The organism is Polaromonas sp. P1_F2, assembly GCF_056405735.1.
In genome coordinates this window covers 1-25,645 of record NZ_JBFUBN010000021.1, presented here as the reverse complement: position 1 = coordinate 25,645, position 25,645 = coordinate 1, and the positions used below count along the sequence as shown (strand labels likewise).

Annotated in this window: 23 protein-coding genes and 1 pseudogene; 16 read left to right on the top strand and 8 right to left on the bottom strand. The window is 67.4% G+C overall.

The features are described from left to right. Positions 1 to 222: 222 nt before the first annotated feature. A complete protein-coding gene (locus AC1D0O_RS24835) occupies positions 223 to 1,725 on the bottom strand; it encodes an aminotransferase-like domain-containing protein (RefSeq protein WP_477656147.1) in 1,503 nt (500 codons plus the stop codon). Positions 1,726 to 1,847: 122 nt separating this feature from the next. Here AC1D0O_RS24835 and AC1D0O_RS24830 point away from each other — a divergent pair, with 122 nt between their 5' ends. The 14 genes from AC1D0O_RS24830 to AC1D0O_RS24765 all read left to right on the top strand — a co-directional run bounded on the left by AC1D0O_RS24830 (position 1,848) and on the right by AC1D0O_RS24765 (position 12,475). Continuing rightward, entirely contained in the window at positions 1,848 to 2,459 is a 612-nt protein-coding gene (locus AC1D0O_RS24830) for a LysE family translocator (RefSeq protein WP_477656146.1), read from the top strand. Beyond that, positions 2,456 to 3,394, top strand: a complete 939-nt coding sequence (locus tag AC1D0O_RS24825; RefSeq protein ID WP_477656145.1) for a DMT family transporter — start codon at positions 2,456 to 2,458, stop codon at positions 3,392 to 3,394. Before AC1D0O_RS24830 ends, AC1D0O_RS24825 begins: the two co-directional genes overlap by 4 nt. Continuing rightward, positions 3,394 to 3,741 (top strand): antibiotic biosynthesis monooxygenase family protein, encoded by a 348-nt coding sequence (locus AC1D0O_RS24820; RefSeq protein WP_477656144.1) that lies wholly within the window; start codon positions 3,394 to 3,396, stop codon positions 3,739 to 3,741. Before AC1D0O_RS24825 ends, AC1D0O_RS24820 begins: the two co-directional genes overlap by 1 nt. After that, positions 3,738 to 4,067, top strand: a complete 330-nt coding sequence (locus tag AC1D0O_RS24815; protein ID WP_477656143.1) for a DHCW motif cupin fold protein — start codon at positions 3,738 to 3,740, stop codon at positions 4,065 to 4,067. Before AC1D0O_RS24820 ends, AC1D0O_RS24815 begins: the two co-directional genes overlap by 4 nt. A gap of 4 nt (positions 4,068 to 4,071) precedes the next feature. Next, complete coding sequence (locus AC1D0O_RS24810) at positions 4,072 to 4,527, top strand: DUF6196 family protein (protein WP_477656142.1); 456 nt, start codon at positions 4,072 to 4,074, stop codon at positions 4,525 to 4,527. A 138-nt stretch (positions 4,528 to 4,665) separates the two neighbouring features. Then, entirely contained in the window at positions 4,666 to 5,859 is a 1,194-nt protein-coding gene (locus AC1D0O_RS24805; RefSeq protein WP_477656141.1) for an aminotransferase-like domain-containing protein, read from the top strand. After that, complete coding sequence (locus tag AC1D0O_RS24800) at positions 5,856 to 6,494, top strand: LysE family translocator (protein ID WP_477656140.1); 639 nt, start codon at positions 5,856 to 5,858, stop codon at positions 6,492 to 6,494. The genes AC1D0O_RS24805 and AC1D0O_RS24800 overlap by 4 nt, the downstream gene beginning before the upstream one ends. A gap of 1 nt (position 6,495) precedes the next feature. Beyond that, positions 6,496 to 7,116, top strand: a complete 621-nt coding sequence (locus AC1D0O_RS24795; protein WP_477656139.1) for a glutathione S-transferase — start codon at positions 6,496 to 6,498, stop codon at positions 7,114 to 7,116. A gap of 34 nt (positions 7,117 to 7,150) precedes the next feature. Then, positions 7,151 to 8,083 (top strand): PhzF family phenazine biosynthesis protein, encoded by a 933-nt coding sequence (locus tag AC1D0O_RS24790; protein WP_477656138.1) that lies wholly within the window; start codon positions 7,151 to 7,153, stop codon positions 8,081 to 8,083. A gap of 30 nt (positions 8,084 to 8,113) precedes the next feature. Continuing rightward, positions 8,114 to 8,800 carry a VOC family protein gene (locus tag AC1D0O_RS24785; protein WP_477656137.1) on the top strand — a complete coding sequence of 229 codons (687 nt, stop codon included), beginning with the start codon at positions 8,114 to 8,116 and terminating at the stop codon, positions 8,798 to 8,800. A 1-nt stretch (position 8,801) separates the two neighbouring features. Continuing rightward, on the top strand, positions 8,802 to 9,443 hold the full coding sequence (locus AC1D0O_RS24780; RefSeq protein ID WP_477656136.1) for a LysE family translocator: 642 nt from the start codon (positions 8,802 to 8,804) through the stop codon (positions 9,441 to 9,443). A gap of 55 nt (positions 9,444 to 9,498) precedes the next feature. Beyond that, the gene (locus AC1D0O_RS24775) at positions 9,499 to 10,506 is read left to right on the top strand and encodes a threonine dehydratase (RefSeq protein WP_477656135.1); all 1,008 of its coding nucleotides are present in this window, start codon (positions 9,499 to 9,501) and stop codon (positions 10,504 to 10,506) included. A gap of 52 nt (positions 10,507 to 10,558) precedes the next feature. After that, positions 10,559 to 11,227, top strand: coding sequence for a histidine phosphatase family protein (locus tag AC1D0O_RS24770; RefSeq protein ID WP_477656134.1), 669 nt, complete (start codon positions 10,559 to 10,561; stop codon positions 11,225 to 11,227). A 78-nt stretch (positions 11,228 to 11,305) separates the two neighbouring features. Then, a complete protein-coding gene (locus AC1D0O_RS24765) occupies positions 11,306 to 12,475 on the top strand; it encodes a hypothetical protein (protein WP_477656133.1) in 1,170 nt (389 codons plus the stop codon). Positions 12,476 to 12,484: 9 nt separating this feature from the next. Here the strand turns inward: AC1D0O_RS24765 and AC1D0O_RS24760 are convergent, their stop codons facing one another. From AC1D0O_RS24760 to AC1D0O_RS24745, 4 genes are all read right to left on the bottom strand, one after another. After that, positions 12,485 to 13,822, bottom strand: a complete 1,338-nt coding sequence (locus AC1D0O_RS24760; protein ID WP_477656132.1) for a PQQ-dependent sugar dehydrogenase — start codon at positions 13,820 to 13,822, stop codon at positions 12,485 to 12,487. Between the two features lie 113 nt (positions 13,823 to 13,935). Beyond that, positions 13,936 to 14,394: an Lrp/AsnC family transcriptional regulator gene (locus tag AC1D0O_RS24755; protein WP_092132085.1), complete on the bottom strand. Its 459-nt coding sequence runs from the start codon at positions 14,392 to 14,394 to the stop codon at positions 13,936 to 13,938. Positions 14,395 to 14,608: 214 nt separating this feature from the next. Further along, the gene (locus AC1D0O_RS24750) at positions 14,609 to 16,750 is read right to left on the bottom strand and encodes a sensor histidine kinase (RefSeq protein WP_477656131.1); all 2,142 of its coding nucleotides are present in this window, start codon (positions 16,748 to 16,750) and stop codon (positions 14,609 to 14,611) included. Beyond that, entirely contained in the window at positions 16,747 to 17,472 is a 726-nt protein-coding gene (locus AC1D0O_RS24745; RefSeq protein ID WP_477656130.1) for a response regulator transcription factor, read from the bottom strand. The genes AC1D0O_RS24750 and AC1D0O_RS24745 overlap by 4 nt, the downstream gene beginning before the upstream one ends. A 207-nt stretch (positions 17,473 to 17,679) precedes the next feature. Here AC1D0O_RS24745 and AC1D0O_RS24740 point away from each other — a divergent pair, with 207 nt between their 5' ends. Both AC1D0O_RS24740 and AC1D0O_RS24735 read left to right on the top strand, forming a co-directional pair. Beyond that, entirely contained in the window at positions 17,680 to 18,963 is a 1,284-nt protein-coding gene (locus AC1D0O_RS24740; protein ID WP_477656129.1) for an SPFH domain-containing protein, read from the top strand. Further along, positions 18,963 to 20,384: a hypothetical protein gene (locus AC1D0O_RS24735; protein WP_477656128.1), complete on the top strand. Its 1,422-nt coding sequence runs from the start codon at positions 18,963 to 18,965 to the stop codon at positions 20,382 to 20,384. The genes AC1D0O_RS24740 and AC1D0O_RS24735 overlap by 1 nt, the downstream gene beginning before the upstream one ends. Positions 20,385 to 20,392: 8 nt before the next feature. Here the strand turns inward: AC1D0O_RS24735 and AC1D0O_RS24730 are convergent, their stop codons facing one another. The 3 genes and pseudogenes from AC1D0O_RS24730 to AC1D0O_RS24720 form a co-directional block, all read right to left on the bottom strand. Next, the gene (locus AC1D0O_RS24730) at positions 20,393 to 21,229 is read right to left on the bottom strand and encodes a creatininase family protein (protein WP_477656127.1); all 837 of its coding nucleotides are present in this window, start codon (positions 21,227 to 21,229) and stop codon (positions 20,393 to 20,395) included. Positions 21,230 to 21,909: 680 nt separating this feature from the next. Continuing rightward, on the bottom strand, positions 21,910 to 25,401 hold the full coding sequence (locus AC1D0O_RS24725; RefSeq protein WP_477656126.1) for a hypothetical protein: 3,492 nt from the start codon (positions 25,399 to 25,401) through the stop codon (positions 21,910 to 21,912). Continuing rightward, positions 25,287 to 25,645 (bottom strand): annotated as a pseudogene (locus AC1D0O_RS24720) (hypothetical protein); the annotation flags it as partial. The gene AC1D0O_RS24725 and the pseudogene AC1D0O_RS24720, both read right to left, overlap by 115 nt.

The window sequence follows — 25,645 nt, the reverse complement described above, 5'->3', positions numbered from 1 at the left end:
GGGCCGGCGTTGTTTGAGCGAAGCGAGTTTAGCGAGACCCCGTCTGGACCGAGCACCGCAGGTTGCCCGCAGCGAAGCGGAGGGACGCAGCAACCAGGGTCGCCTTTTCTTTTGCTTACTTTTCTTTTGGCGAAGCAAAAGAAAAGTGAGTAGCCGCCGGGCTACCCCCGGCCAGCAACCCTATGCAGAGGGCGAGCGCGCAGAGACCGGCGCAAGACCCGGCTACTTCACAGCATCCCTAAGCCGAGCAAAAACCTTCCAGAACGCCGCCTCCTGCGTAGTCGCAAAATTGATCCGCATCAAAGTGCTGGGCGCCCGCACCGCGTGGAACAGCGCCCCCGGGGCGATCAGGTAGCCCTCGTCGAGCATGCGCTGCGCCAGCGCGTCGGTGTCGACGCCGGTGTCCACCCAGCCGAACAGGCCTGCGGGTTCTGCCGCGAATGTGCAGCCGTGGGCGATGGCCAGCTTGACGCTGCGGGCGCGGGCGGCATCCAGCCGGGTGCGTATGCGTTCGGCGTGGCGTCGCAGCTGGCCCTGGTCTATGCACCAGGCCAGCGCCTTTTCGAGCAGGGCCGGTGTCGTCAGCGTGGCCAGCAGCTTGGTATCCAGCAGGCGCTCGACCAGGTCGGGCGGCGCGGCCATGAAGCCGACGCGCCAGCCGGGCGCGAGGATTTTGGCGAAACCGCTGACGTAAATCGTGCGCTGCAAACCGTCGAGCGAGCACAGCCGGGTGGCGTGTTCGGGCGCCAGGTGGCTGTAGGTGTCGTCTTCGACGATGTGGAAGTTGTGCTGCATCGCCAGCTGCAGCACGCGGTGGGCGCTGCCCGGCGTGAGGCAGTAGCCGGTCGGGTTGTGGAACACGCTGACGCTGACAAACAGCTTGGGCTGGTGGATTTCGCAGTACTGCGCCATCACCTCCAGGTCGGGCCCATCGGCGCGGCGCGGCACCGGCAGGATGCGCATGCCCAGCGCGTCCAGCCGGGCGAATTCCACGGCCCAGCCGGGCTCTTCGACCATCACGCAGTCGCCGGCGCGCAGCAGCGTGCGGCTCACGATGTCGAGCGCATGCGTGGCGCCGACCGTGGTGATGATCTGCTCGGGCACGGCATGCACATTGAGCGCGCTCAGTTTCTGCGACAGCGCGCGGCGCAGGCCGCTGTCGCCCATGGGCTCGCCGTACTGCAGCGAAAAATCCCGCAAGGCGCTGACGCTGGTGACCTTGCGCACGGCCGTTGGCATGAAGCTGGTCTCCAGCCAGTCGGACGGGAACACACCCATGCCGGGCTGGGGCTTGTTGCTGACCTTGTGGAACATGCCGCGTATCAGCGCAGTCGCGTCGACCGGCGCCTGGCGCGTGTGCATCCAGCCGGCGGTGCTCCAGGCGCCCAGCGGCGCCAGGCTGGCCGCGGCACCGGCTGCCGCTGGCGCCGCCCCCGGCTTTCCGCCCTGAGTCCCCGCCGGGGGCTGGAAGGTCGGCGCCAGTGCCGCGTTGAGCGAGGCATCGCGCACAAAAAATCCGCGGTTCTTGCGCGCCACCACCAGGCCCTGCGCCAGCAACTGGTCATACGCGGCCACCACGGTGGACACGCTCACGCCCTGTTGCTCGGCGCACAGGCGCACCGAGGGCAGGCGCGCGCCGGGCGCCAGCAGGCGGCTGCGGATGCGCTCGGCAAAGCGCGCCGAAAGCTGCTCGGTCAGGGAGAGCGAAGCGGTTTTCATCAACATGCTGCGAACCTTGTGGCCCCCGGGGCGGGGCGTGTGTGCTGACAATTTGAGCAATACAGTTTTGGAATTTGTACCGATAACTGTATTGGTGGTGTATTGCTTTCAACTATAAAGTCTGAAACATGAACTGGCAAGAATTTACGGCTTTACTGGTGCTGGCCACGGCGATGAGCTTTTCGCCCGGGCCCAACACCACGCTGTCCACCGCGCTGGGCGCCAACCACGGTTTGCGGCGCGCGCTGCCCTTTGTCTGCGCCGTGCCGGTCGGCTGGGGCGCGCTGCTGCTGGTGTGCGCGCTGGGCCTGGGCGCGCTGGTGCTCGCGGTGCCGCTGCTGAGCTGGGCCGTCAAGGTCGTCGGCGTGGCCTATTTGCTGTGGCTGGCCTTCAAGGTCTCGCAGTCGCGCCAGCTCAGCGAGGCCGACGCGTCCCGCCTGAACGTCACCTTCTGGCAGGGCGCTGCGCTGCAGTTCGTCAACATCAAGGCCTGGATGCTGGCGCTGGCCATTGTCAGCGGCTGGATCGCCGGCCGCGAAGCGCCCGGCATGCGCCTGGCCATCGTGCTGCCCGTGATGCTGGCCTATGCCTTTGTCAGCAACCTGGCCTATGCCCTCGCGGGTTCGCTGCTGCGCGAATGGCTTACCGGCCCGGCCGGCAGCGGCCTGCGGCTGCGCTGGTTCAATTACGCCATGGCGGCCGTGCTGGTGGCCACCGCGATCTGGATGCTCTTTATATGAGCCCGAACACACAAATCACCAAAGGCCTCTGGTTCGGCCTGCTGGGCATCGTGATTTTCTCGGTCACGCTGCCGATGACCCGGCTGGCCGTGGGCACGCCCGAGGCGCCGCAGATGTCGGGCGTCTTCATCGCGCTGGGCCGCGCCGTGGTGGCCGCGGCACTGTCGGCCGTGTTCCTGCTGGCCACGCGCGCGCCTTTTCCGCGGCGCGAGGACTGGTGGCCGCTGGCCGCCACCGCGGGCGGCGTGGTCTTCGGCTTTCCGCTTTTCACCTCCATCGCCATGCGCCATGTGGAGGCCATGCATGCGAGCGTGATCATCGGCACCTTGCCGCTGGCCACCGCGGCCGTCGGTGCGCTGCTGCACCGCCAGCGCCCTTCCGCCGGCTTCTGGCTGTGCGCCGCCCTGGGCAGCGCGCTGGTGGTGGCCTTTGCCATGCTGCGCTCGGGCAGCGGCAGCTTGTCCATCAGCCCGGCCGACCTGTTGCTGCTGGCCGCCGTGTTGTGCGCCGCCGTCGGTTACGGCTACGGCGCCAGGCTCTCGCAGCGCATGCGGGCCGAGCACGTGATCTGCTGGGCGCTGCTGCTGGCCCTGCCGCTGACCTTGCCGCTGGCCGCCTCCAGCTGGCCCGCGGGCCCCATCAAGGCCGCCGCCTGGTGGGGATTCGGCTATGTCGCGGTGTTCTCGATGTGGCTGGGCTTTTTCGCCTGGTACCGCGGCCTGGCGCTGGGCGGCACGGTGCGCGTCAGCCAGGTACAGCTGGTGCAGCCGTTTTTGTCCATGCTGTTCGCGGTGCCGCTGCTGGGGGAGCGCCTGGACGCCGTGACCGTCGGCTTCGGCCTGGCGGTGATCGCCACCGTGTTCATCGGCAAAAAAATGCCGGTGCACCAGCCCGTCGCCATGCCCCCCTCTTTGCTGCACCCGAGGAAGACCTGATGTACTGCGCCGCCTTTATTTTCGAACCCGGCACCTATGACGAACGCTTCCACGCGCTGGACGCGCTGATCGAGGAAGCCGCCCACGCCACGCCCGGCTACCTGGGCGCGGAAACCTGGCGCTCGCCCGACGGCACGCGCAGCAACGCGACCTATTTCTGGGACAACCAGGAGGCGCTGCGCGCCTTCTCGGCCCACCCGAAACACCTGGAAGCCAAGCGCCAGTACACCCAGTGGTACAAAGGCTTTCATATCGTCATCTCGCAGGTGCTGCGCTCCTACGGCGACGGCACCATCGCCCACATCACGCCCAACGAACGCGCGCTCAAGGCGGGGCAGGCCGCATGAACATCCACAACATCCCCTTCGGCACGACAGACTGGTCCGCCGTGGCCCGCACCGAACATTCGGCCCTGGAAGGCAAGGCTTTCTGGCGCACGCAGCAGTTCGGCGATGTGCGCGTGCGCATGGTCGAGTACACGCCGGGCTATGTGTCCGACCACTGGTGCAAAAAAGGCCACATCCTGCTGTGCCTGCAGGGGCAGCTGCACACCGAGCTCGAGGACGGCCGGCGCTTCACGCTGGAGCCCGGCATGAGCTACCAGGTCGCCGACCAGGCTGAAGCCCACCGCTCTACCGCGCCGGTGGGCGCCACCCTGTTTGTGGTGGATTGAGTCCATGGACGTCACACCCGAAACACCAGAACAGACACGCCGTCGGCTGTTGCGCGTGATGGCGCATGCGCGCGCCGACGTGCTGCCGGGCGATTACACCTTTGCCGAATTTCCCGTGGCGGAGTTTCCGGCGCATCTCGCGTCATTGGCCGGCGGCGCGCTGGCCCTGGTGCGCGACGAGGCGGTGTGGAGCGCATTGCTCCCCGCGCCTGTGCCCACAAAACCGGAAGACCGCTATGCCGTCGTCTGTTTTCATTTCGCGCCCGGCATTCCCAACAGCGGCTTCGTCGGCTGGCTGGCCAGCGAATTCAAGCGTGAGCTGGGCACGGGTGTCTTTGTCGTCTGCGGCCACAACGCGTCCGACGGCGGCGTGTTCGACTATTGGGGAATCCCCCGCGGCGTGGCCGGGCAGGCGATAGACCTTATCAGCGCCATGCAGTCCGCCGGAGCGGCCGCATGAACGGTACTTTGCGCGGAACGGCCAAGGTGAGATCATCGTCACACCGATGCCATCGCGCCGGTGCGCCGCACCGCGTTGAAAGCGATGCAAGAGATTTTTGACCAGGGTTGTTTGACGGCCCGCAAGGAGGAGAGTGAAATGGAATGGACTCAAGCGCAACGCGCCAAAAAAATGAACCCTTCGGTGATCCGCGAGATCCTCAAGGTCACCGAAAAGCCCGGCATCATCAGCTTCGCCGGCGGCCTGCCCTCGCCCAAGACCTTTCCGGTCGCGGCCTTTCGTGAAGCCTGCGACAAGGTGCTGCGCGAGGACGGCCATGCCGCGCTGCAGTACGCGGCCAGCGAAGGCTACGCCCCGCTGCGCGAGATGGTGGCCGCCATGCTGCCCTGGGACGTCGACCCGGCGCAGGTGCTGATCACCACCGGCTCGCAGCAGGGCCTGGACCTGATCGCCAAGATACTGATAGACGCCGGCAGCCGCGTGCTGGTCGAAACCCCCACCTACCTGGGCGCGCTGCAGGCCTTCACGCCCATGGAGCCCGAGGTCGTGGGCGTGGCCAGCGACGACGAGGGCGTGGACATCGCCGACCTGGCGGCCAAGGCCGCCGGCGCGCGCTTTTTCTACGTGCTGCCCAACTTCCAGAACCCGACCGGCCGCACCATGAGCGAAGCGCGCCGCGCAGCGCTGAGCGCCGAGGCCGCGCGCCTGGGCCTGCCCATCGTCGAGGACAACCCCTACGGCGACCTGTGGTTCGACACGCCGCCGCCGCTGCCGCTGACCGCGCGCAATCCCGAAGGCTGCGTCTACATGGGCTCCTTTTCCAAGATCCTGGCGCCCGGCCTGCGCCTGGGTTTCCTGGTCGCGCCCAAGGCGCTGTACCCCAAGCTGCTGCAGGCCAAGCAGGCCGCCGACCTGCACACGCCGGGCTTCAACCAGCGCATGGTGGTCGAGACCATGAAAAACAACTTCCTGGATCGCCACGTGCCGACCATACGCGCGCTCTACAAATCGCAACGCGACGCCATGCTGGCCGCGATGCAACGCGACATGCCCGAAGGCGTGAGCTGGAACACGCCGGCCGGTGGCATGTTTTTGTGGGTGCGCCTGCCAGAAGGCATGAACGCCATCGACCTGCTGCCCAAGGCGGTGGAGCGCAACGTGGCCTTTGTGCCCGGCTGGGCTTTTTACGCCGACCATGCCGACGCCCGCACGCTGCGCCTGTCTTTTGTGACCTCCAGCGTGGAGCAGATCAACATCGGCATCGCCGCGCTGGCCGCGGCCATACGCGAGCAGTTGCCCACGGGCGTGCCCGAACTGCGCGCGGCGGCATGATGGACACGGGCACGCTGTCGCTGTTTGTGCTGGCGGTTCTGGCGCTGTTCATCTCGCCCGGCCCCAACATGGCCTTTGTGCTTTCGCACGGGCTGGCGCATGGCGTGCGCGGCGGCTTCGCGGCGGCCCTCGGCATCTCGGCAGCCGACCTGGTGCACACGCTGTGCGCCGCGACAGGCGTGACCGCGCTGGTCGCGGCCTGGCCGCCCTCCTTCGACGTGCTGCGTTATGCCGGCGCGGTGTATTTGTTGTGGCTGGCGTGGAAAGCGCTGCGGCCGGCCGGCGCGCGCCGTGATGCCGAGGCCGTTCCCGCCGGTTTTGCGCGCATCGTGCGCATGGCCTTGCTGAACAACCTGGTGAACCCGAAGGCGCTGCTGTTTTTCATGGTCTTCCTGCCGCAGTTTGTGAACCCGGCGCAGGGCCACGTCACGCTGCAACTGCTGGTCCTGGGTGCCCTGCTGTCGGCGCTGGCGCTGGCCTTCAATACCGTGCTGGGCGCTTTCAGCGGACAGATCGGGCGACGCCTGCAGGCGCGCCCCGGCGCCGCGAAGTTCCAGCGCGGCCTGCTGGCTTTTGTCATGACAGGGCTTGCACTGCGGCTGCTGTTTCTCGACCGACCGTCCAAAGGAATCTGACATGCTGCATCTCTGGGGGCGCCTCAGCTCCATCAATGTCCGCAAAGTGGTGTGGGCCGCGCAGGAACTGGGCTTGACGCTTCAGCGCACCGACGCCGGCGGCCAATTCGGCATCGTCAAGGAGCCGGATTACCAGCGCAAGAATCCGAACGCGCTGGTGCCCTTGCTCGAAGACGGTGAGGCCCTGGTCTGGGAATCCAACGTCATCGTGCGCTACCTGTGCGCCAAATACTCGTCGGGCAATTTTTACCCCACGGCGCTGCCGCAGCGCTTTGCCGCCGAACAGTGGATGGACTGGCAGCAGACCACCTTCAACCCGGCGGGCCGCGCCGCCTTCATCCAGTGGATACGCACGCCGGCGGAACAGCGCAACCCGGCGCTGATCGCGCAGTCCGTGGCTGCCACCGAGCCGCTGCTGACCTTGCTCGATGCGCACCTGGCCGAGCATGCCTTCGTCGGCGGCGAACACTTCGGCATGGCCGACATCCCGCTGGGCTGCGAAATGCACCGCTGGTTCGGCCTGCCGCAGCCGCGGCCCGCGCGGCCCCACCTGGACCGCTGGTACCAGGCCCTGATGGCACGGCCCGCGGCGCGCGGCGTGCTGGACCTGCCTCTCTCCTGAATCTTCAACCCACCCCGGAAACCTGAAAACTCCCATGAAGCAACGCGCATTCAAGCAAGTCGACGTATTCACCCCCACCCCTTACTACGGCAACCCCCTGGCCGTGGTGATGGACGGCAGCGGCCTGGACGATGCCGCGATGCAGCGCTTTGCCAAATGGACCAACCTGTCCGAAACGACTTTCCTGCTGCCGCCCACGGACGCCACGGCCGACTACCGCGTGCGCATCTTCACGCCGGGCGGCGAGCTGCCTTTCGCCGGCCATCCCACGCTGGGCAGCTGCCACAGCTGGCTGGAAGCCGGCGGGCAGCCGCGTTCCAAGGATTTCATCGTGCAGGAATGCAAGGTCGGCCTGGTGAAAATCCGCCGCGAGCCGGGGACGAAACGCCTGGCCTTCGCCGCGCCGCCGCTCAAGCGCTCGGCGCCCAGCCCCACGGTGCTGGCCCAGGTGGCGGCGGCGCTGGGGCTCAAGGCCAATCAGGTCCTGGCCGCGCAATGCCTGGACAACGGCCCGCTTTGGCTGGGCCTGCTGCTGGACAGCCCCGAGACCGTGCTGAGCCTGGTGCCCGACCACAAGGCGCTGGCCAAGCTGGACGTCAAGGTCGGCGTCGTCGCGCGCTACCCGCATGAAGATGCCGCGCCGCTGATCGCGCGCGCCAACCGCGAGGCCAAGGCCTTCGCCCAGGCGCCGGCTGCTTCCGCTGCCTCCACGGCGTTTGCACCGGACTTTGAAGTACGCGCCTTTGCCGCGCCCATAGGCGTCGATGAAGACCCGGTGACCGGCAGCCTCAACGCCAGCCTGGCGCAGTGGTTGATCGCCGAGGGCCATGCGCCCGAACGCTATACCGCCTCGCAAGGCGTATGCATGGGCCGAGCTGGCCAGGTGCACATCGAGCGTGATGCGCAAGGCCAGGTCTGGGTCGGCGGTGAATCGGTGAGCTGCGTGGACGGAAGTGTCACGCTCTGAGCGATGGAACACACAGCACACTCCGCGCCAATGGCCTCACAGGTCGACCATCTCGTGGTGGTGGCGGCCAGCCTGGAGCAGGGCGTGCAGTGGTGCGAACGCGTGCTGGGCATCACGCCCGGCCCGGGCGGCGAGCATGGGCTGATGGGCACGCACAACCGGCTGTTCACGGTGGCCTCGCCGGCCTTTCCGCGCGCTTATTTCGAAATCATCGCGGTCAACCCGGGAACACCAAACCCGCGCGTGGCGCCGGCCCGGCGCTGGTACGACCTCGACGACCGCGAACTGCAGCTGCGGCTGGCCAAAACCGGGCCGCAACTCGCGCACTTTGTGGCGTCTACGCCCCGCGTAAGCGCGGCGGTGCGGGCGCTGGCCCGGCTGGGACTGGACCGCGGCGAAGTGCTCGAAGTCTCGCGCATGACGCCGCAAGGCCCGCTGGCCTGGAAGATCACGGTGCGTGAAGACGGCCAGCGGCTGTTCTACGGCGCGCTGCCCACGCTGATCCAGTGGGGCGACGCCCATCCGGCCGACGGCATGGCGCCCTCGGGCGTCACGCTGCAATCACTGCACGCGAGCCACCCGCGCCCCGACGCGCTGCGTGGGGGCTATGAAGCCCTGGGCCTGGCGGGCGTGGGCCTGGCGCAGGGCCCGCCCAACCTCATCGCCACGCTGCAAACACCGCGCGGCCTCGTCACCCTGGAATCCAAAGGAGCCTGAAATGCCATTCAACACCACCGAACTCGCCTGGTTTGCCCTCGCCGCTCTGGTGCTGGTGCTTACGCCCGGGCCCAACATGATTTATTGCATCTCGCGGACGCTGTGCCAGGGCCGCGGCGCCGGTATGGTGTCGCTCAGCGGCGTGGCGCTGGGTTTTGTGGTGCACCTGCTGGCCGCCTCCTTCGGGCTCACGGCGCTGCTGCTGGCCGTTCCGCTGGCCTTCGATGCGATCAAGGTGGCGGGCGCGGCCTACCTGCTGTGGATGGCCTGGCAGGCCGTCAAGCCGGGCGGCCTCGCGCCCTTTGAAACCCGCGAACTGCCGAACGACCCGCCGCGCACGCTGTTCCTCATGGGCTTCATGACCAACCTGCTGAACCCCAAGGTGGCGATGTTCTACCTCTCCTTCTTCCCGCAGTTCCTGCATCCCGAGCGCGGCAACCTGCTGCTGCAAAGCCTGACGCTGGGCGCGGTGCAGATCAGTGTGAGCACCGGCGTGAACACGATTTTGATCTGCTTCGCCGCGGCCATCGCCGGCTTCCTGAACCGCAACATCAGCTGGATGCGTGTGCAGCGATACGTCATGGGCACGGTGCTGGGCCTGCTGGCGCTGCGCCTGCTGACCGAAAAACGGGCGGCTGCATGAGCCGCCGGGCCGCTCCCAAGGCGAATACCGCAGCTCGCAGAGCGGAGGCTACTCAATGAGCGCCGTGCTGGACCGCGCGCCGGGGCTGGAAAGCACCGGCAACATGCTGCCTTCGCTGCAGGAAATTGAAGACGCGGCCCGCGTCGTCTACCGCGAATTCCAGGCGACGCCGCAATACCGCTGGGGTTTGTCCAGCCAGCGCCTGGGCGCCGACTGCTGGATCAAACACGAGAACCATACGCCGGTCGGCGCCTTCAAGCTGCGCGGCGGGCTCACCTACTTTGACGGACTCAGGCAGCGCGGCGAGATGCCGGCCGAAGTCATCAGCGCTACGCGCGGCAACCACGGCCAGAGCATAGGCTGGGCGGCGCGCGCGCACGGCGTGGCTTGCACCATCGTGGCTCCGCATGGCAACTCGCTTGAAAAAAATGCCGCCATGCGCGCGCTGGGCGTCACGCTGATCGAGCACGGCGACGACTTCCAGGAAAGCCGCGAATTCGCGATGGCGCTGGCCGCCGAACGCGGCGCCCACATGGTGCCCAGCTTCCATGCCGGCCTGCTGCGCGGTGTCAGCACCTATTGGTGGGAGTTCATGCTGGCGGTGCCGCAGCTTGACGTGGTTTACGTGCCCATAGGCCAGGGCTCGGGCGCGTGCTCAGCCATTGCTGCCAAGCTGGCACTGGGCCGAAAATTGCGCGTCATCGGCGTGGTCAGCGCGCACGCCACCACCTATGCCGATTCCCTGGCCGCCGGCCGCGTGGTGGAAGCGCCCGTCACCACACAGCTGGCCGACGGCATGGCCTGCCGCGTCGCCGATCCGGCCGCGCTCGAGATCCTGCTGCCGCACCTGGACCACGTCGTGAAGGTGACCGACGCCGAAGTGGCCCAGGCCATGCGTGACCTGTATGCCGACACCCACAACGTGGCCGAGGGCGCGGGCGCGGCGAGTTTTGCCGCGGCGATGCAGGAACGCAGCCAGCTCAAGGGCCTGGTGGTGGGCACCAGCCTGTCCGGCGGGAATGTGGACACAGCCACTGTCGCCAAGGTGCTAGCTCAGGCCTGAGCCGGTCACACGCGGGACTGGGCACCCGACCCGGGGTGGCCACAATTTGCCCATGGGAACCCTCTACCTCGTGCGCCACGGCCAGGCCTCGTTTGGCGAAGACGATTACGACGTGCTCAGCCCCATGGGGCGCCAGCAAAGCGTGCGCCTGGGGGAATACTTCAAGTACAAGGGCATCACCTTTGACGCGGCTTTCACCGGCACGCTGCAGCGCCAGATCAATACCTTTGCCGGCATCTGCGAAGGCATGGGCATCACGATGGAGGCTTCCCAGCGCCCCGGGCTGAACGAATATGACAGCCATGCGGTGATAGGCGCGATCCACCCGCACAAGCTCGAAAAACCCACCACGCCCGAGGAGTACCGCGGCCACTTCCGCCTGCTGCGCGACGGGCTGGCGCAGTGGATGGCCGGCGTGGTCAGCCCCAGGGGCATGCCCGGCTACACGGAATTTGTCAGCGGCATCACGGATGTGCTGGACCATATCCGGAGCACTTACACCGGCAACGTGCTGCTGGTTTCCAGCGGCGGGCCTATCTCGACGGCGGTGGGCCATGTGCTGGGCACCAGCCCGGAAACCACGATAGAGCTGAACCTGCGCATACGCAACTGCTCACTCACCGAATTCGCCTTCACGCCCAAACGCCACATGCTGGTGACCTACAACACGCTGCCGCACCTGGACGCGCCCGAGCACGCGAGCTGGATCACCTACGCCTGAAGCACATTTGCCGCAAGTGGCCGCGTGGTGTTTTTACCATTGCCGGGATCACGCCAAGCAAAGATACTTTGCGGCACCATGAGCGCCGCCCCCACTCCCAGTCTTCCCAGCCTCGCCAGCCTCGTCATCGAGGGCATATTCCTTCATGCCGCCACAGCCGATGCGCTGGCCGCGGCGAGCTATGGTTTTCTGGTGCAGCTGGAGCGGCTGAGCCTGCAGGACGCCGTGGAAACCGGGGAACTGGCGGCTGGCGAGCGCCCCGGCGTGGTGCGGCGTTTCCGCCTTTCAGCCGGCCTGGCCGCGACATGGGCGCCCGGCCTGGACACCCTGGGCCTGGCCGAAAAGCTGCAACTCGACACCGTGAACAGCACGGACGACCTGGAGCGCGAAATCCTGCTGGCCATGCTGCTGAGCCCCATCGCCTTTGAATTTCCCAGCCATGAGGAACTGGCCTCGGCCGTGCGCGTGCGCCGCAACATCGTGCTGGCTGCGCGCAAGACGGCGCTCGAATTTCACACCACCGAGGTCAACCGGCCCGAGGACTGCTGGACTTACTCCGAGGACGACGGCTTCACCGTGCGGCCCGGCCATGCGCTGATTCCCGCCCTGGAAAAAGCCACGCAACCCGAGGCCTCCGGCAAGCTGTATTCCTTTTCCTGCTACCGCGCGACTGAGTATGTGATCCTGCTGGCCATCGCCCAGGAGCTCGAAAACTGCAATCCGCCGCTGCTGGCCGACCTGCAGCAGCGCTGGGAACGGCGCGCCATCATGTCGGGAAAATTCCACGATGTCTTCCTGCGCGAATACGGTTCGATGGAGCGGCCTTTGCCACCCAAATACTATGTGCCCGGCGACCGCCTGTGGTTCCGCAACCCCGATGAACATTCGTCCGACGTCTCGGGGTACGAAGGCTCCTGGGTGTTCTACATCGGCAACGGGCTGTTCACCAACTTCTGGAAGCGCGAGCAGCCCTACACGCTGACGGCCAAGTGCCTGGAGCTGTTTCACTGGCGGCATGCGACCTACACCGACGCAGCCGGCGAGTTGCGCATCAACGAAAACATCGTCGAAGCCGGCGTCAAGGCCTCCAGTGCCGATCCGGCCGAGATGGCTCGTATCCTGGAACTGATGCTGCGCATGCGCGAGCCCAAGGGCGTCTACCAGTCGGGCGGCTGCATAGACACCTCGCGCGAATACCCGCGCTGGGTGTGCCCCGGCACCGCAGACATGGTGTTGCCACCCGTGTGAAAACCTTCGCTATCTGGAAGCGCTGACGCGCCAGACGGCATTGCCGACATCGTCGGCCACCAGCAAGGCACCGCGCTTGTCCATCGCCACGCCCACAGGCCGGCCATAGGCATGGCCCTCCGGACTCAGGAAGCCGGTCAGCACGTCGAGCGGCAGGCCGGAAGGCAAGCCATTCAGGAAGGGCACAAACACCACCTTGTAGCCGCTGTGCGGCACGCGGTTCCAGGAGCCGTGCTCGCCGACGAACACGCCCGTCGCCAGTGCGGGCGGCAGCGTCTTGCCTTCCGAGAACACCATGCCCAGCGGCGCCACGTGCGAACCCAGCGCATAGTCCGGCGGCACGGCCTTGGCCACCAGGTCCGGCCGCGCAGGCCTCACGCGGTCGTCCACGTTGCTGCCGTAGTAGCTGTAGGGCCAGCCGTAGAACACGCCGTCGCGCACCGAGGTCAGGTAGTCGGGCACCAGGTCGCTGCCGATTTCATCGCGCTCGTTGACCACCGTCCAGAGCGCGCCGGTCTCCGGCGCCCAGCCCATGCCGTTGGGGTTGCGCAGGCCGGAGGCGAAGACGCGGTGCTGGCCGGTCTTGGCGTCCACCTCCCAGATGGCGGCGCGGCCGGCTTCGGCCTCCATGCCGCGCTCGCCCACGTTGCTGTTGGAGCCCACCGTCACGTAAAGCTTGCTGCCGTCGGCGCTGGTGATGATGTTTTTGGTCCAGTGGTGGTTGATGGGGCCGGCCGGCAGGTCCACGAGTTTGGTGGGTGCCGCCGTGATGCTGGTCTGGCCCGGCTGGTAGGGAAAGCGCACCACGGCATCGGTGTTGGCCACGTAAAAATCGTTGCCGACCAGCACCATGCCGAAGGGCGAGTTGAGGTTTTCCAGGAAGACGCTGCGGCTTTCGGCCTTGCCGTCGCCGTCGGCATCGCGCAGCAAGGTGATGCGGTTGGCCGTGGGGGCGCCGGCGCCGGCCCGGCCCATGATTTTTTTCATGAACCAGCCCTTGATGCCCTTGCCGTCCTCGGGCTTGGGCGGCGCATTGCTTTCGGCCACCAGCACGTCGCCGTTGGGCAGCACATAGACCCAGCGCGGGTGCTCCAGGCCGGTGGCCAGCGCCGTCACGCCCAGGCCGGCCATGGGTGTGGGCATCTGGCCCTCGGGCCAGCCCTTGGCCGGCGCGATGTTCACGGTGGGAATCAAACTCTTTTTGGGCGAAGGCAGCGTGGGGTTGGAACCCATGCCGGCTTCTGGCGGCAGCAGGGCGGTGTCGCCGCAGGCCACCAAGCCGCCGACGATGGCCGCGCACAGCACGGGCGCAAGCCATGGCTTGACGGAAAAATGGGGGGCGCGCATAGATTCTCCCTGGTACCGCGCCGCATCAGCGCGGCGCCCCGTCCACTGTGCGCGCCGGGCGCCGGCCGCGCTGTCAGCCGGCCCCACGGGGCTTTGTCAGCGCCGGTCCCGCCTCAGCCCGGCAACAGCGGCAGGTCTGCCTTCTTCAGCGTGCGCAACACAAAGCTGGACTTGCTGTGGCGTATGCCTTTGATCTTGTAGAGCCGCTCGCGCAGCAGGCGCTCGTAGTCCTTGGTGTCGTGCACCGCGATGCGCAGCAGGTAGTCGTATTCGCCGGACACCAGGTAAGCCTCGATCACCTCGGGAATCGCGGCCAGCGTTTCGCCGAATTTCTCCAGTGTGTTGTCGGAATGGCTGTCCAGCGTGACCTGCACCATCACTGTGTCGCCCAGGCCCAGCGCCTGCGCATTGAGGCGCACCGTATAGCCCTCGATCACGCCGGCCTCCTCCATCTTCTTGATGCGGCCCCAGCAGGGCGAGGGGCTCAGGCCCACGGCCTGGCCGATGTCCTGCAGGCTGGTGCGCGCATCGGCCTGCAAAACCTGAAGGATTTTCCGGTCTAAAGTGTCCATTCGGTTAATTTATCTGATTTTTCGGAATTTGCAGATTTTTTTATCTGTATCTGGCAAATCCAGCAGCAAATCAAGCAAATCCTTCCGCCACACCCGGGCGATACTTCTTCCATGGCAGCGGGCTTACCGGTCCGTCTGGCAAGACAAAGCCTCCACCGAGTTACCGCTCGCTGGAGGCTTTTGACTTTTGGGGCGCTGGTTGATCAGGCCGTGCTCAGGGGCTACCCGCAGCGCATTGCAGGCGCAGCTCCAGGCAAACCCCGTTTTCCAGGTTGTGCGCGGTGATGGTGCCGCCCATCTTGGCCATATAGGTTTTGGCGACAAACAGGCCTTGGCCGCGCTGGCCTGGCGCGCCGCTCTCGGCATCCGGCAGGTCGGACACACCGTATTCAAAGATCTTGTCCAGCATGCCGGCTTCTATTTGAGGGCCCAGGTTGCTGATGGCGATCACCGCCTCGGGCGCGGTGCCTTCCTGCGCCTGCAGGGACAGCGTGATGCGGATCAGGCTGCCGGGCAGGCGGTAGCGCTCGGCATTGCGCAGCACGTGCGACACCACGTCTTCCAGCGAATATTCATCGGCGCGAACCGTCACGGGCTGGGCCAGGGGCTCGAAGGCCACCCCGGGAATGCCGGCCGCCGCGGCGTTGCGCGCCACGTGGCGCAGGAATTCGTTGGCGTCCAGCGTCTGCACATTGAGCGCGGTGGACTCAAAGGCCTCGCTGGGCGAGGCGCTGCCGTAGAGCACGCGCACGGCCTGCTGCATGCGGCTGATGTAGCGGTGCGCCGGGTCGTCCACGCTGCCGTGCAGCACCATCAGCGACTGCAGCGGCGACATGATTTCGTGGCCGACCGCATGCCAGGTGTCTTTTTCCTGGGCCACGCGGATCTGCTCGCGGCGCACGTCCTCGTTCACGCGCTGCAGCAGGTCCTGCAGGCCGCCGGCCAGCACGCCCAGCTCGTCGCCGCCGCGCAGGTCGGCCAGGTCGACCGCCGCCAGGCTGTCGCTGGCGCGCACGCCCTTGGACACGGTGGCGGCGCGGCGGGTCAGCTCGGTGATGCGGCGAATGATGCGCAGCTCGATGGCCAGCCAGGTCAGGAAGATGGCCAGCAGCATGCCGCCGACAAACCAGGACACGCGCGTGGCCACGGCCGTGAGGGCCTTGTTGACGCTGCGGATGTCGCCGGTCAGCGTGAGTTCGTAGCGTCCCAGCGGCGTGCTGATGATGTCGGTACTGTTGACGGGCGCGTCGTAGCCCTCCACCTGCAGCCGGCGTATCAGCCAGGCGATCAGCGGCGAGGCGCGCTCCGAAGCTTCCGCGCCGGACAGCGCCACGACGTCGGTGCCCGCGCCGGCGGCGCCCAGTTTGCGTATGCGCAGCTTTTCGCCGGGCAGCAGCAGGGGCGTCAGTTCGGACCACGAAAAAGGCGCAGTCGCGCCTTGGGTGTTGCTGTCGAACAGGGGCTTGCCCTCGCCGGGGGCCAGCATCTCGACCTGCACCTTGATCTGGTCCAGGTCGGCCGGCGGCCAGACGATGCCCGCCGGGCCTTTGGCAAACAGGGCTTCGCGGAACAGCTCCACCGGCAGGCGCACGCTGACGAAGGCGCGCCGCGCGCAATCCGGGCCGGCGGCCGCGCCGTCCACGCAGCGGCCGTCTTGCCAGAGCCAGCCGCGGAAATCGCGCACCGGCCGGCTGGCGGGGGTGATGGGGCCGTCGTCGGCGAAACCCACCAGCCGGCCCCTGGCGTTGGCAAAGGGCGAGGCATTGCGGCCTTCGTCCATGGCTTGCATCGCCTGGAAGGGTGCGATCCAGCGGTAGCGCTGCCCGCGCATGTCCACCGTGATGCGGGCACGGTGCGCCTGGCTCAAATCGAGCGTGCCCGAGGTGTGCGACACCAGCGGCCCGCTGTTGAAGCTGCCCACGGCGTAGAGAAAGCCGCCGGCAAAGGGGTTGTTGCCGACCGCCACGCACATCGAGGCCGCATCGGGGTATTGCACCAGGCAGCCGGCCATTTCCACTGCCTGCTGGGCCTTGTTGCGGTCGTCGAAATCCAGGGCCGAAAACGGCAGCACCAGCGGGCGCAGCGGCGTCACCGCATGGTCGTAAGCCGTGGGATTAAGCAGCACCAGCTGGCCGGTGGGGTGGCGCAGCTTGGCCGCGATCTGCGCCTGGTTCTTGCGAAAGCCGTCCTGGTAGTTGCGGTAGCTGCGCTCTTTTTCATCCTGCAGCACGGCGACGGCCAGCGCGATGGTGGCCAGCCCCAGCAGGAAAAAAGCGCCGCGAAAGAAAACCCGCAGCCCGAAGGGCACGCGCGCCGGCAGCAGGCGCTCCACGCCCAGGCTGGTCGGCAGCTTCACGCCTGGCCCTTGCCGCGCGCAGCCTCGGCCGCTTCGGCCCAGCGAAAGCCGCGCATGGGGACGTTCTCGATGCCGTCGAACGTTGTGTCGATTTCCTTGAAGGCGTCGCGTATGGTGCTGACGTGCTTGCGGATGTTGTCGCGGTTGCGCCCGCTTTTGACCACCAGGTACAGGTCGTCGTAGCTGACCACCTCGCCGCGCCGCGCGTGCAGTGCCGCCAGGATGCGCTGCGCCGTCAGCGGCAGGTTCACACGCTGGCCGCGCCAGATGGCGGTGTTCTGGCGCAACGGGTCCAGCTGCAGTTCCTGGCTGTCGCCGGCGGGGGCCTTGCCCGCGGGTTTTGCTTTGGCGCTGCGCAGGATGTCCAGGAAGGTCTCGATGAAGTCGGCTTCCTCGAAGGTGGTTTTTTGCAGGTAGTCCCAGGCGTCCAGGGCTTTCATGATGCTGCGGTAAATGGCCGCCGGCATGGCCGAGACCACCAGCACTGGCGTGCCCTGCCGCTGCTTGTTGATGGCGTTGATGATGGCCACGCCGGCGTGGCGTTCACGCCCCAGTTCGATGTCCAGCACCACCGCGTCATAGCCTTCGCGGGCGATGGCGGCTTCGGCGTCGTCGCGGTTGAACCACTGGTCGACCTGTATGCCGGGCCGGGCCGATTCAATCCAGCCCTTGAGCTGCCTGCTCATGGGCAGGTCGTCTTCGATTACGGCAATTTTGGTCATGGGGTGTGCGGGTAGGGGTTGGCTTCATTATGGGTGCGGGCCGCGCCCGGCCGTGTGAGTGTTTCTTCCGTTGGCGGACGATTGCCGCCTGCCGCAGCACGCAAAGACACCGCGTGGCCTCATTGAATGCTCCGGGCCCGCTTCGAACAATGGAGGCCAGAGAGAACACAGCCCGTGCCTCTCGCCAAACCATCGGAGGAGCCCATCATGAATTTACGTTTCACCCGCATCGCCCTGCGCCTGCGCGCCATCTTTTCCAGAGGGGTGCACGGCACCCGCCGCATCGCCGCGACAGGCGTCCAGCGCGCCGCCGGCGCTGGCGGCCTGATGATCGCCACCGCGGCGGCGGCCGGCGTCGGCTACCTGCTGTGGGTGCACCCTCCCATGGAGTCGGTGGCGCGCGGCGACGTGGCGATACGTACCAACCAGCTGACCGGGAGCGTTGATGAGTTCCGCGAAGGTTCGCTGTTGCTGCTGCCCGGCCTGCATGAAGTGCGCACCTTCTCGCTGCGCGACCAGGTGTATCGCCCCGAAGGCAGCAGCCGGGCCGACGGCCCCTCGCCCTTCCAGTCGGTCGAAGGCATGTCGCTGGGTGTGGACCTCACGGTGCGCTACGCGCTGGACCCGGCCAAAGTCAACGCGCTGTCGAAGAACCTGCCCGACGACATCGCCGGCCAGATCGTGCAGCCCGCCGTGCAGGGCGTGATCTACAAAATCTTCACCCGCTACACCGTGCGGGAAATCTTCTCGAGCAAGCGCGCCGAGATCCAGCAGCTCATTGAAGCTGAACTCAAACCCAAGCTGGCGGCCGACGGCATCCTGTTGCGCACGGTGCAAATGGGCAAGGTCGACCTGCCCGCCGACTACCGCCACGGGATGGACAATCTGCTGGCCGAGGAGCTGGCGACGGAAAAAATGCGCTACACACTGGCCCTGAAAGAAAAGCGCGTCAAGGAAACCGAGCTGGACGCGCTGGCCGAAAAAGTCCGCCGCGAAACCAACGCCCAGGCTGCCGCCAGCGAACAGGTGATCGCCGCCAAGGCCCAGGAAGAAGCCATGAAACACGTGCTGCCCTTCAAGCAAAAACAGATCGAGCAGCGCCAGCTCGAGGCCGAAGCCGACAAGCAGTCGCGCATCCGCACGGCCGAAGGGAGCGCCCAGGCCAGGCGCATCGAGGCATCCGGTGAGGCGGATTCGCGCCAGAAGCTGGCCGACGCCGAAGCCTACCGCCTGGACCGTGTGGGAAAGATCAACAGCGAGCAGATGGCGCGCGAAGGCGTGCTGATCACGCGGCATCCGCTGCTGATCCAGAAAACCATGGCCGACAAGCTCAGCGACAAGATCACCGTGATCATCGCCCCGCCCTCCACCAGCGGCGGTTTTGTGGGCGCGGGCCTGCTGGGCGGCGCGCCCAAGGCCGGCCGCACCGTGGCGCAGGCACCCCGCGGCGCCGGCACGCAAGACGACGACAACAAAGAAGAGGCCGAATAATGATCACCACCGCACTCCTGACTTTGGCCATCGTGACGCAGGACCAGGCCACCCTGCGAGCCGCGCCGCGCGATTCGGCCGCGCAGCAGGCGGCGCTGTGGCAGGGCGACGCGCTCGAGATCCGCGGCCGGCGCATGGACTACCTGCAGGTCTACGACCACAGGCGCGAGCGCGCGGGTTTCATCCACGTCAGCCAGGTGCGCAGCGTCTCGCTGCAGCCCGAGGACGCGCCGCAACTGCTGTCGGTGGTGCGCTTCCTGCGTGAAAGCCCGGGCGCCGAAGCCCTGGGCATTGCCTACACCGCGGCTTACCTCAAGGCCGCGCCGGCCGAGGCCATAGGCGCCGAAGCCTTCGACGCGCTGGGCACCATGGCCGAGCGCCTGGCGCGCCGCGCCTCCATCAAACACGGCAAGGCCACCAGCGACGTGATCTCCGCGCACATGGAAGTGGCGTCTTTTTACGGCGTGGGCTTCAAGGGCTATGAGCAGGGCGGCAGCATGCAGCTTTGCTACAACGGCGAGGCCTTTCGCCGCGTGCTGGCCCTGCCGTCGGATGCGGAACAGCGCGCCCGCGCCGCGCTGGCCGTGACCCGCCCTGATTGCATGAGCCCCGACCTGCATCCGCAGGAGCGCCTGGCGCAGGACCAGTGGCGCGCCGAGGTGCTGGACAAAATCAGCGCCGCGCAGTTCGCCCAGCTGTCCGAGGTCAGCAAAAACCGCTTGCGGCTGCGCCGCGCCGGCGTGTTTGCCAGCCTGGCATTCGAGCAGGCGCGCCGCGCCGAAGCGCCCACGGCGGCCGCCCAGCGCGCCCTGGCGGAACTCGCCGCGGTGAACAAGCTGGAACTGACCGACAACGACCGCCAGGACTACAACGACGCGGCCATCCGCGTGGGCGCCTCGCGCTGGGCCGCCGAAACCGCGCTGCCCCGCTTCGCGAAACTGACCCTGGCCACCGAAACCGGCCAGGCCGGCGAAACCTGCGTGGCGCTGTATGAAAACAAGGCCGACGGTAAATCCGGCAAGGAGGCTGTGGCCAGGCGCTGCACCTACGGCATCGTCTGGGCGGCTTCCGCCAGCGCCCACCCGGACGGCCAGGCCCTGGCGCTGGCAGTGCAGCCGCTGGACGCCTGGCGTGAGTTGTGGGTGTTCCGCAAAAGCGCCGGGCAGTGGACGATAGAGGTGCTGCCGCCCGCGAGCAACGGCCCCGAATTGGGTTATGTGGAATTCGCCGGCTGGGTGCGCGGCGCGTCGCAGCTGTTGCTGGCCCGCGAGACCCGGATTGCCGGGCGCCTGCGCCGCAGTTTTGAGGTAGCGCGCCTGGACACCCTGACGGCCGAAAAACAGGCCGGCGACCCCGGCACGCTGGCCGCGTTTCGCTGGCAGGACGCCGCGTGGAAGCGCCAGACGGTGATCCTGCGCTAGAAACTGTTTTAGAAGGCTGTTTTGTCGCTCAAGGTGTCGGCCGGCAGCTGGTCGATCTCCGCCAGCAGCCGCGCCAGGCTGCGGCCCGCCGCGCCCAGCAGGGCCCGGCCCTTGTCGGCGGTGGCGGCGGCCGCATTGCCGACGGCGCCGTGGGGGTTGTAGTCCTGCATTTGCCAGGCCAGCTTGGCGCTGCGGCCGTCGCCCAGCAGGCTGAATTTTTCGGCGCGGTCCTGCGAGGTCGAATGAAAGTTCTGCGCCTTCGCCATGTCGACTTGCTCCGGCTTGAGCGCCAGCATCATCGAAGTTTCAATCTCGCCGGCGTGGATGCCGAAGCGGTGCTCCGTGGCACTGAACAAATCGTTCACCGGCTTGCCGTCTTCACCCGTGAGCGGCAGGTTGAACCAGTTCACGCTGTAGACCAGCAAGCCCAGCCGCGCCCGCAGGTCGCGCGCCACCACGTCCAGCAGGCCGACCTGGCCGCCGTGGGAGTTGAGCAGCACCAGTTTTTTGACGCCGGTCTGCGCGACCGATTCGGCCAGCTCGGTCCAAAGCCGTATCACCGTTTCGGCTTTGAGCGTGAGCGTGCCGGCAAAGCGCGTGTGCTCGGGGCTGAAGCCCACGGCCTGCGTGGGCAAAAACAGAACCGGCTGCGCGGCCGGCAGGTGCGGCAAGGCGGCTGCTATCACGCCCTCGACCAGCGTCGCATCGACATTGAGCGGCAGGTGTGGGCCGTGCTGCTCTGTGGCCGCCACCGGCAGCACCGCGATGCAGCGGGCCAGGTCCAGCTTGGCGAAGTCCGGGGTTTTGAGGGTGGACCAGTGGCGGGGAGGGGTTGGGGTGGGCATGGGGGTATTTTGGGGTATTTGCGCGATGGCGGATGGCGCTCTTTCTTATTAGTGCTGCTGGCCGGGTTCTTCCTCTGTTCTCTGCTGAGGGCGGTTGGCCGGGGATTGCCCGGCAGCAACTCACTTTCTTTTGCTTCGCCAAAAGAAAGTAAGCAAAGAAAAGGCGACCCGCAGTCTGGGTCCCTACGCTTCGCTTCGGGCAACCTGCGGTGCTCGACTACGGCGGGGTCTCGCGCAAACTCGCTTCGCTCAGACAAGCGCGATCCCTGATCCGCCTACGTCTGCGCTCCTCGGCCCAGCCAGGACGGGGCAAKCGGGAKCGGGGACAAAACACAAAGAACAAACCAAGACAAACAAGGACTCGCCAMGGCGAGTCCTTGTGGTTTTCAGTATTTGGATTTGGTATTCCTTCCCCACCCCTTGTGGATGCGCCGAGGAGCGSAGGTTCAGGCGGATCAGGGATCGCGTTGTTTGAGCGAAGCGAGTTTAGCGAGACCCCGTCTGGACCGAGCACCGCAGGTTGCCCGTAGCGCAGCGRAGGGACGCAGCAACCAGGGTCGCCTTTTCTTTTGCTTACTTTTCTTTTGGCGAAGCAAAAGAAAAGTGAGTAGCCGCCGGGCTACCCCCGGCCAGCAACCCTATGCAGAGGGCGAGCGCGCAGAGACCGGCGCAAGACCCGGCTATTGATCGACCTTGACCCGGTAAGTCACCACCAGTTGCCCCCCAGACGCCAGCGACCCGGTAAAGGTCCACTTCAACGCCCCCTGCGCATTGACCGCCGGCTGCGTCGTCACCGTGCAGCCCGTGATGCCGGTGGGCAGCAAGCCCGGGCAGGCCGCGGAGACAAATCCCGTGAAGGCCGCGGTGGAATCGTTCACGAACAGTGTGGACAGCGGCTGCGTGCCGTTGTTGGTCGCCGTCAGCGTGTACTGCAGCGTGTCGCCGGGGTTGGCGTTCACGCTGGTGGCCGCGGGAATGGCCTGGGTGATGTTGCTCACCAGCTTGGACAGCGACAGGTCGCCGGCCTGGCCCACCGTGGTGATGTCGGTGGCGACCAGCGTGCTGACGGCCAGCGCCGGGGCCGAGTTGGTGTAAGTGAAGGCGGCGCTCAGCGTGATGCTGTTCTGCGCTCCCTGGCCGGCGCCCGCGGGCACGAACTGTTTGATGACCAAGCAGACGGTCTGCCCGGCGGTGACGGTGATGGCCGCCGTGACCTGCGTTTCGCTGGCTTCCAGCGCCGCGTTGCAGTTGCTGTCCTGGTACAGCACCTGGTTCCAGACCGGGCTGGCCGGCGTGGCGGTGTTGGCGATCGAGAACGTGACCGACCCGCCGGTGCCCGCTTTATAGGTATGGGCGTAGAACACCACGGTACCGGGCTGGGCCGTCTGCGCGCCGTTGGGGCTCAGGGTGTTGGGCGCCACCATGCCGAAGCTGATGCCGGTGCGGGCCAGGCCGGAGCCGGCGGTGTAGCTCACGCTGGGGCGGGTGTACGTGCCGCCGGTGGTGCCGGCCGAGCCGCCGGTGGCGGTGTAGCCGGCCGGCAGCACGGGCGTGAGAACCACGGTGCCGCTCGTGGCGCCGGGAATCCACAAAATGAAACTGCCGTCGCTGGCCGTGGGTTCGCTGTCCACCGTGGTCGCGCCCTGCATGGCGTTGACGGTGACGCCGGCCAGGCCCGGCTCGGTGCCGGCTTTCACGCCGTTGTTGGCCGTGCCGCCGCCGGCGCCGCTATCGGCGAACACATTGCCGCTGAGCGTGCTGCCGTTGTACAGGCCGAAGTTCTGCGGCGAGGGCGGCGCGGCGCCAACCGCAAGCTGGATCACGCCACTTGCGTTCTGGGTTCCGATCCAGCCGGCCGGGTAGGCGGCCGTGATGTCGCTCAGGGTGCTGTTGCCATCCAGGATCAGGCAGTAGCTGCCTTCCGCCACGCTGGACAGGCTGTAGGCGCCGGTGGTGAGGTTGACCGACGCGGCCGCAGTGGCCGGGCCCGTGCACACGCTGGCTGACAGCGGCACCAGTTTGACCCACAGGGCGCTGGCCCCGCCTATGCCGGCTTCACCAGCGTCCAGGTTGCTGTTGTGGTTCGGGTCGCTGTACACGTTGCCGGCAACCAGCCGACCTGCCGTGCTGCTCACAGGCGCCGCGCAGCCTGCGCTCGGGGCATTGGCCGCGGTGCAGGTGGTGGGGACCGGGGGCGCCGTGCCGCCGGTGGGATCCACCGATGCGTAGTTGGTCACCGCCGCATTGCTCGTTGACGTGACCGTGATGACCAACGCGGCCGTTCCGCCGCCGGCGGCGATGTTGCCGCTGTAGTTACAGGTCACCAGCGTGCCGCCGCCATTGGCCGCCGAGCTGCAGGTCCAGCCCGTGCCCACGCCGCTGACGTAGCTCAGGGTGGAGGGCAACTGGTCCAGGACACGCGCCGTTGTGCTGGCGGCCGTGCCGCTATTGGTCACCGTGAGTGTGTAGGCGCTGTTGCTGAGAACCTGCAGTGCGGGGCTGGGGGCCGACTTGACCAGGCCCAGGATGATGCTGGTCGGCGTGTTCGTGACCGGCGCGGCGCAACCGGCGCTGGGGGCGTTCGCGGCGGTACAGGTGGTGGGTGTGGGCGGCGCCGTGCCACCCGTCGGGTCTATCGACGCAAAATTGGTCACGCTGGCCGTGCTGGTCGGCGTGACCGTGATGACCACGGCCGCCGTTCCGCCACCGGCGGCGAGGGTTCCGCTGTAGTTGCAAGTCACCAATCCGCTGGCCGCCGAACAAGTCCAGCCCGTGCCCACGCCGCTGACATAGGTCAGGTTGGCCGGCAACTGGTCGGTGATGCGGGCCGTTGTGCTGGCAGCGGTACCGCTATTCGTCGCCGTCAGCGTGTACGCGCTGTTGAAGCCGACCTGCAGCGCGGGACTGGGCGCGGATTTGACAAGGCCCAGCGTGACAATGGTCGGCGTGCTCGTGACCGGGGCGGCGCAACCGGCTGTCGGCGTATTGGCCGCGGTACAGGTGGTGGGCGTCGGTGTGTTGGTGCCGCCCGTGCGGTCCGTCGCCGCATAGTTGGTCACGCTGGCCGTGCTGGTGGCTGTGACCGTGATGACGACAGCGGCCGTCCCGCCGCCAGTGGCGATGGAGCCGGTGTAGTCGCAGGTCACCAGCGTGCCGCCGCCGCCGGCGGCCGTGGAGCAGGTCCAGCCCGTGCCCACGCCGCTGACATAGGTGAGGTTGGCGGGCAGCTGGTCGGTGATCCGGGCCGTGGTGCTCACCGTCGTGCCGGTGTTGGTGAGCGTGAGGGTGTAGGCGCTGTTGCTGCCGACTTTCAAGGCCGGGCTGGGCGCCGACTTGACCAGGTTCAGGATCGCATTGGTGGGTACGTTGGTCACCGGTGTGGCGCAACCCACGGGCGTGTTGTTTCCGGTGCAGGTGGACGGCGCGGGCTGGGCGGTATTGCCCACGGAGCCCACCGAGGCGCGGTTGGTCACGCTAACGGTCGATGTCGGCCTCACCGTGATGTTCAACGTGGCCGTGGTGGTCGCGGTGCTGCTGCTGTAGGTACAGGCCACCAGGGTTCCGGTGCCGCCGGTCGCTGTCGGGCAGCTCCAGCCGGTGCCGGACCAGCCGACATAGGTCAGATTGGCCGGCAGCTGGTCCCCTACCGTGGCGGTGAAAAACGGCGTCGAGGTGGATGCCGTCACCGTCAGCGTGTACACGCTGTCTCTGCTCACGGCCAGCGCCGGGCTGGGCTGGGATTTGGTGATCAGCCGTGTCGGATTGAGCGGCGTGATGGTGACGGTGCCGTTGCCGCCGGCATTTCCGCTGGCCGGCGCCGAGCCGGTGACGGACGCACCGCCGGCGGCACCCGCCGCGGTCACGCTCAAACCCGTCACCACGGAGGTGTCGCTGCAAGAACTGCCGCCTGTGGCCTGCTGGGTGTTGTTGGTGCCGCTGCTGTCGACCAGCTCCGCGCCGCCCGTACCGCCAGGGCAGCCGCCGCCACCACCGCCGCCGCCCGAACCGTCGCCGACACGCGTGGTGCCCACGGCGCCCGCGGAACCCGGCAGCGCACCTACGGGCGTGATCGGCGCGGCCAGGCCGGCGCGGCCCAGCACGTCCAGGGCGCCCCCCTGCCCGCCGCCGCCGCCGCCGGCGACCACCAGCCGGGCATTGGCGGACGTGGCCACCACACTGGCCGCCCCGCCGCCGGCACGCCGCCACCACCGCCGCCGCCCGAACCGTCGCCGACACGCGTGGTGCCCACGGCGCCCGCGGAACCCGGCAGCGCACCTACGGGCGTGATCGGCGCGGCCAGGCCGGCGCGGCCCAGCACGTCCAGGGCGCCCCCCTGCCCGCCGCCGCCGCCGCCGGCGACCACCAGCCGGGCATTGGCGGACGTGGCCACCACACTGGCCGCCCCGCCGCCGGCAC

Excerpts from the sequence above, each read along its gene's own strand:
- AC1D0O_RS24790 (WP_477656138.1), top strand. The coding sequence starts at position 7,151 with ATGAAGCAACGCGCATTCAAGCAAGTCGACGTATTCACCCCCACCCCT.
- AC1D0O_RS24765 (WP_477656133.1), top strand. The coding sequence starts at position 11,306 with ATGAGCGCCGCCCCCACTCCCAGTCTTCCCAGCCTCGCCAGCCTCGTC.
- AC1D0O_RS24730 (WP_477656127.1), bottom strand. The coding sequence starts at position 21,229 with ATGCCCACCCCAACCCCTCCCCGCCACTGGTCCACCCTCAAAACCCCG.
- AC1D0O_RS24825 (WP_477656145.1), top strand. The coding sequence starts at position 2,456 with ATGAGCCCGAACACACAAATCACCAAAGGCCTCTGGTTCGGCCTGCTG.
- AC1D0O_RS24770 (WP_477656134.1), top strand. The coding sequence starts at position 10,559 with ATGGGAACCCTCTACCTCGTGCGCCACGGCCAGGCCTCGTTTGGCGAA.
- AC1D0O_RS24785 (WP_477656137.1), top strand. The coding sequence starts at position 8,114 with ATGGCCTCACAGGTCGACCATCTCGTGGTGGTGGCGGCCAGCCTGGAG.
- AC1D0O_RS24795 (WP_477656139.1), top strand. The coding sequence starts at position 6,496 with ATGCTGCATCTCTGGGGGCGCCTCAGCTCCATCAATGTCCGCAAAGTG.
- AC1D0O_RS24745 (WP_477656130.1), bottom strand. The coding sequence starts at position 17,472 with ATGACCAAAATTGCCGTAATCGAAGACGACCTGCCCATGAGCAGGCAG.
- AC1D0O_RS24835 (WP_477656147.1), bottom strand. The coding sequence starts at position 1,725 with ATGTTGATGAAAACCGCTTCGCTCTCCCTGACCGAGCAGCTTTCGGCG.
- AC1D0O_RS24740 (WP_477656129.1), top strand. The coding sequence starts at position 17,680 with ATGAATTTACGTTTCACCCGCATCGCCCTGCGCCTGCGCGCCATCTTT.
- AC1D0O_RS24820 (WP_477656144.1), top strand. The coding sequence starts at position 3,394 with ATGTACTGCGCCGCCTTTATTTTCGAACCCGGCACCTATGACGAACGC.
- AC1D0O_RS24815 (WP_477656143.1), top strand. The coding sequence starts at position 3,738 with ATGAACATCCACAACATCCCCTTCGGCACGACAGACTGGTCCGCCGTG.
- AC1D0O_RS24735 (WP_477656128.1), top strand. The coding sequence starts at position 18,963 with ATGATCACCACCGCACTCCTGACTTTGGCCATCGTGACGCAGGACCAG.
- AC1D0O_RS24805 (WP_477656141.1), top strand. The coding sequence starts at position 4,666 with ATGGAATGGACTCAAGCGCAACGCGCCAAAAAAATGAACCCTTCGGTG.
- AC1D0O_RS24830 (WP_477656146.1), top strand. The coding sequence starts at position 1,848 with ATGAACTGGCAAGAATTTACGGCTTTACTGGTGCTGGCCACGGCGATG.
- AC1D0O_RS24780 (WP_477656136.1), top strand. The coding sequence starts at position 8,802 with ATGCCATTCAACACCACCGAACTCGCCTGGTTTGCCCTCGCCGCTCTG.
- AC1D0O_RS24760 (WP_477656132.1), bottom strand. The coding sequence starts at position 13,822 with ATGCGCGCCCCCCATTTTTCCGTCAAGCCATGGCTTGCGCCCGTGCTG.
- AC1D0O_RS24800 (WP_477656140.1), top strand. The coding sequence starts at position 5,856 with ATGATGGACACGGGCACGCTGTCGCTGTTTGTGCTGGCGGTTCTGGCG.
- AC1D0O_RS24755 (WP_092132085.1), bottom strand. The coding sequence starts at position 14,394 with ATGGACACTTTAGACCGGAAAATCCTTCAGGTTTTGCAGGCCGATGCG.
- AC1D0O_RS24810 (WP_477656142.1), top strand. The coding sequence starts at position 4,072 with ATGGACGTCACACCCGAAACACCAGAACAGACACGCCGTCGGCTGTTG.
- AC1D0O_RS24775 (WP_477656135.1), top strand. The coding sequence starts at position 9,499 with ATGAGCGCCGTGCTGGACCGCGCGCCGGGGCTGGAAAGCACCGGCAAC.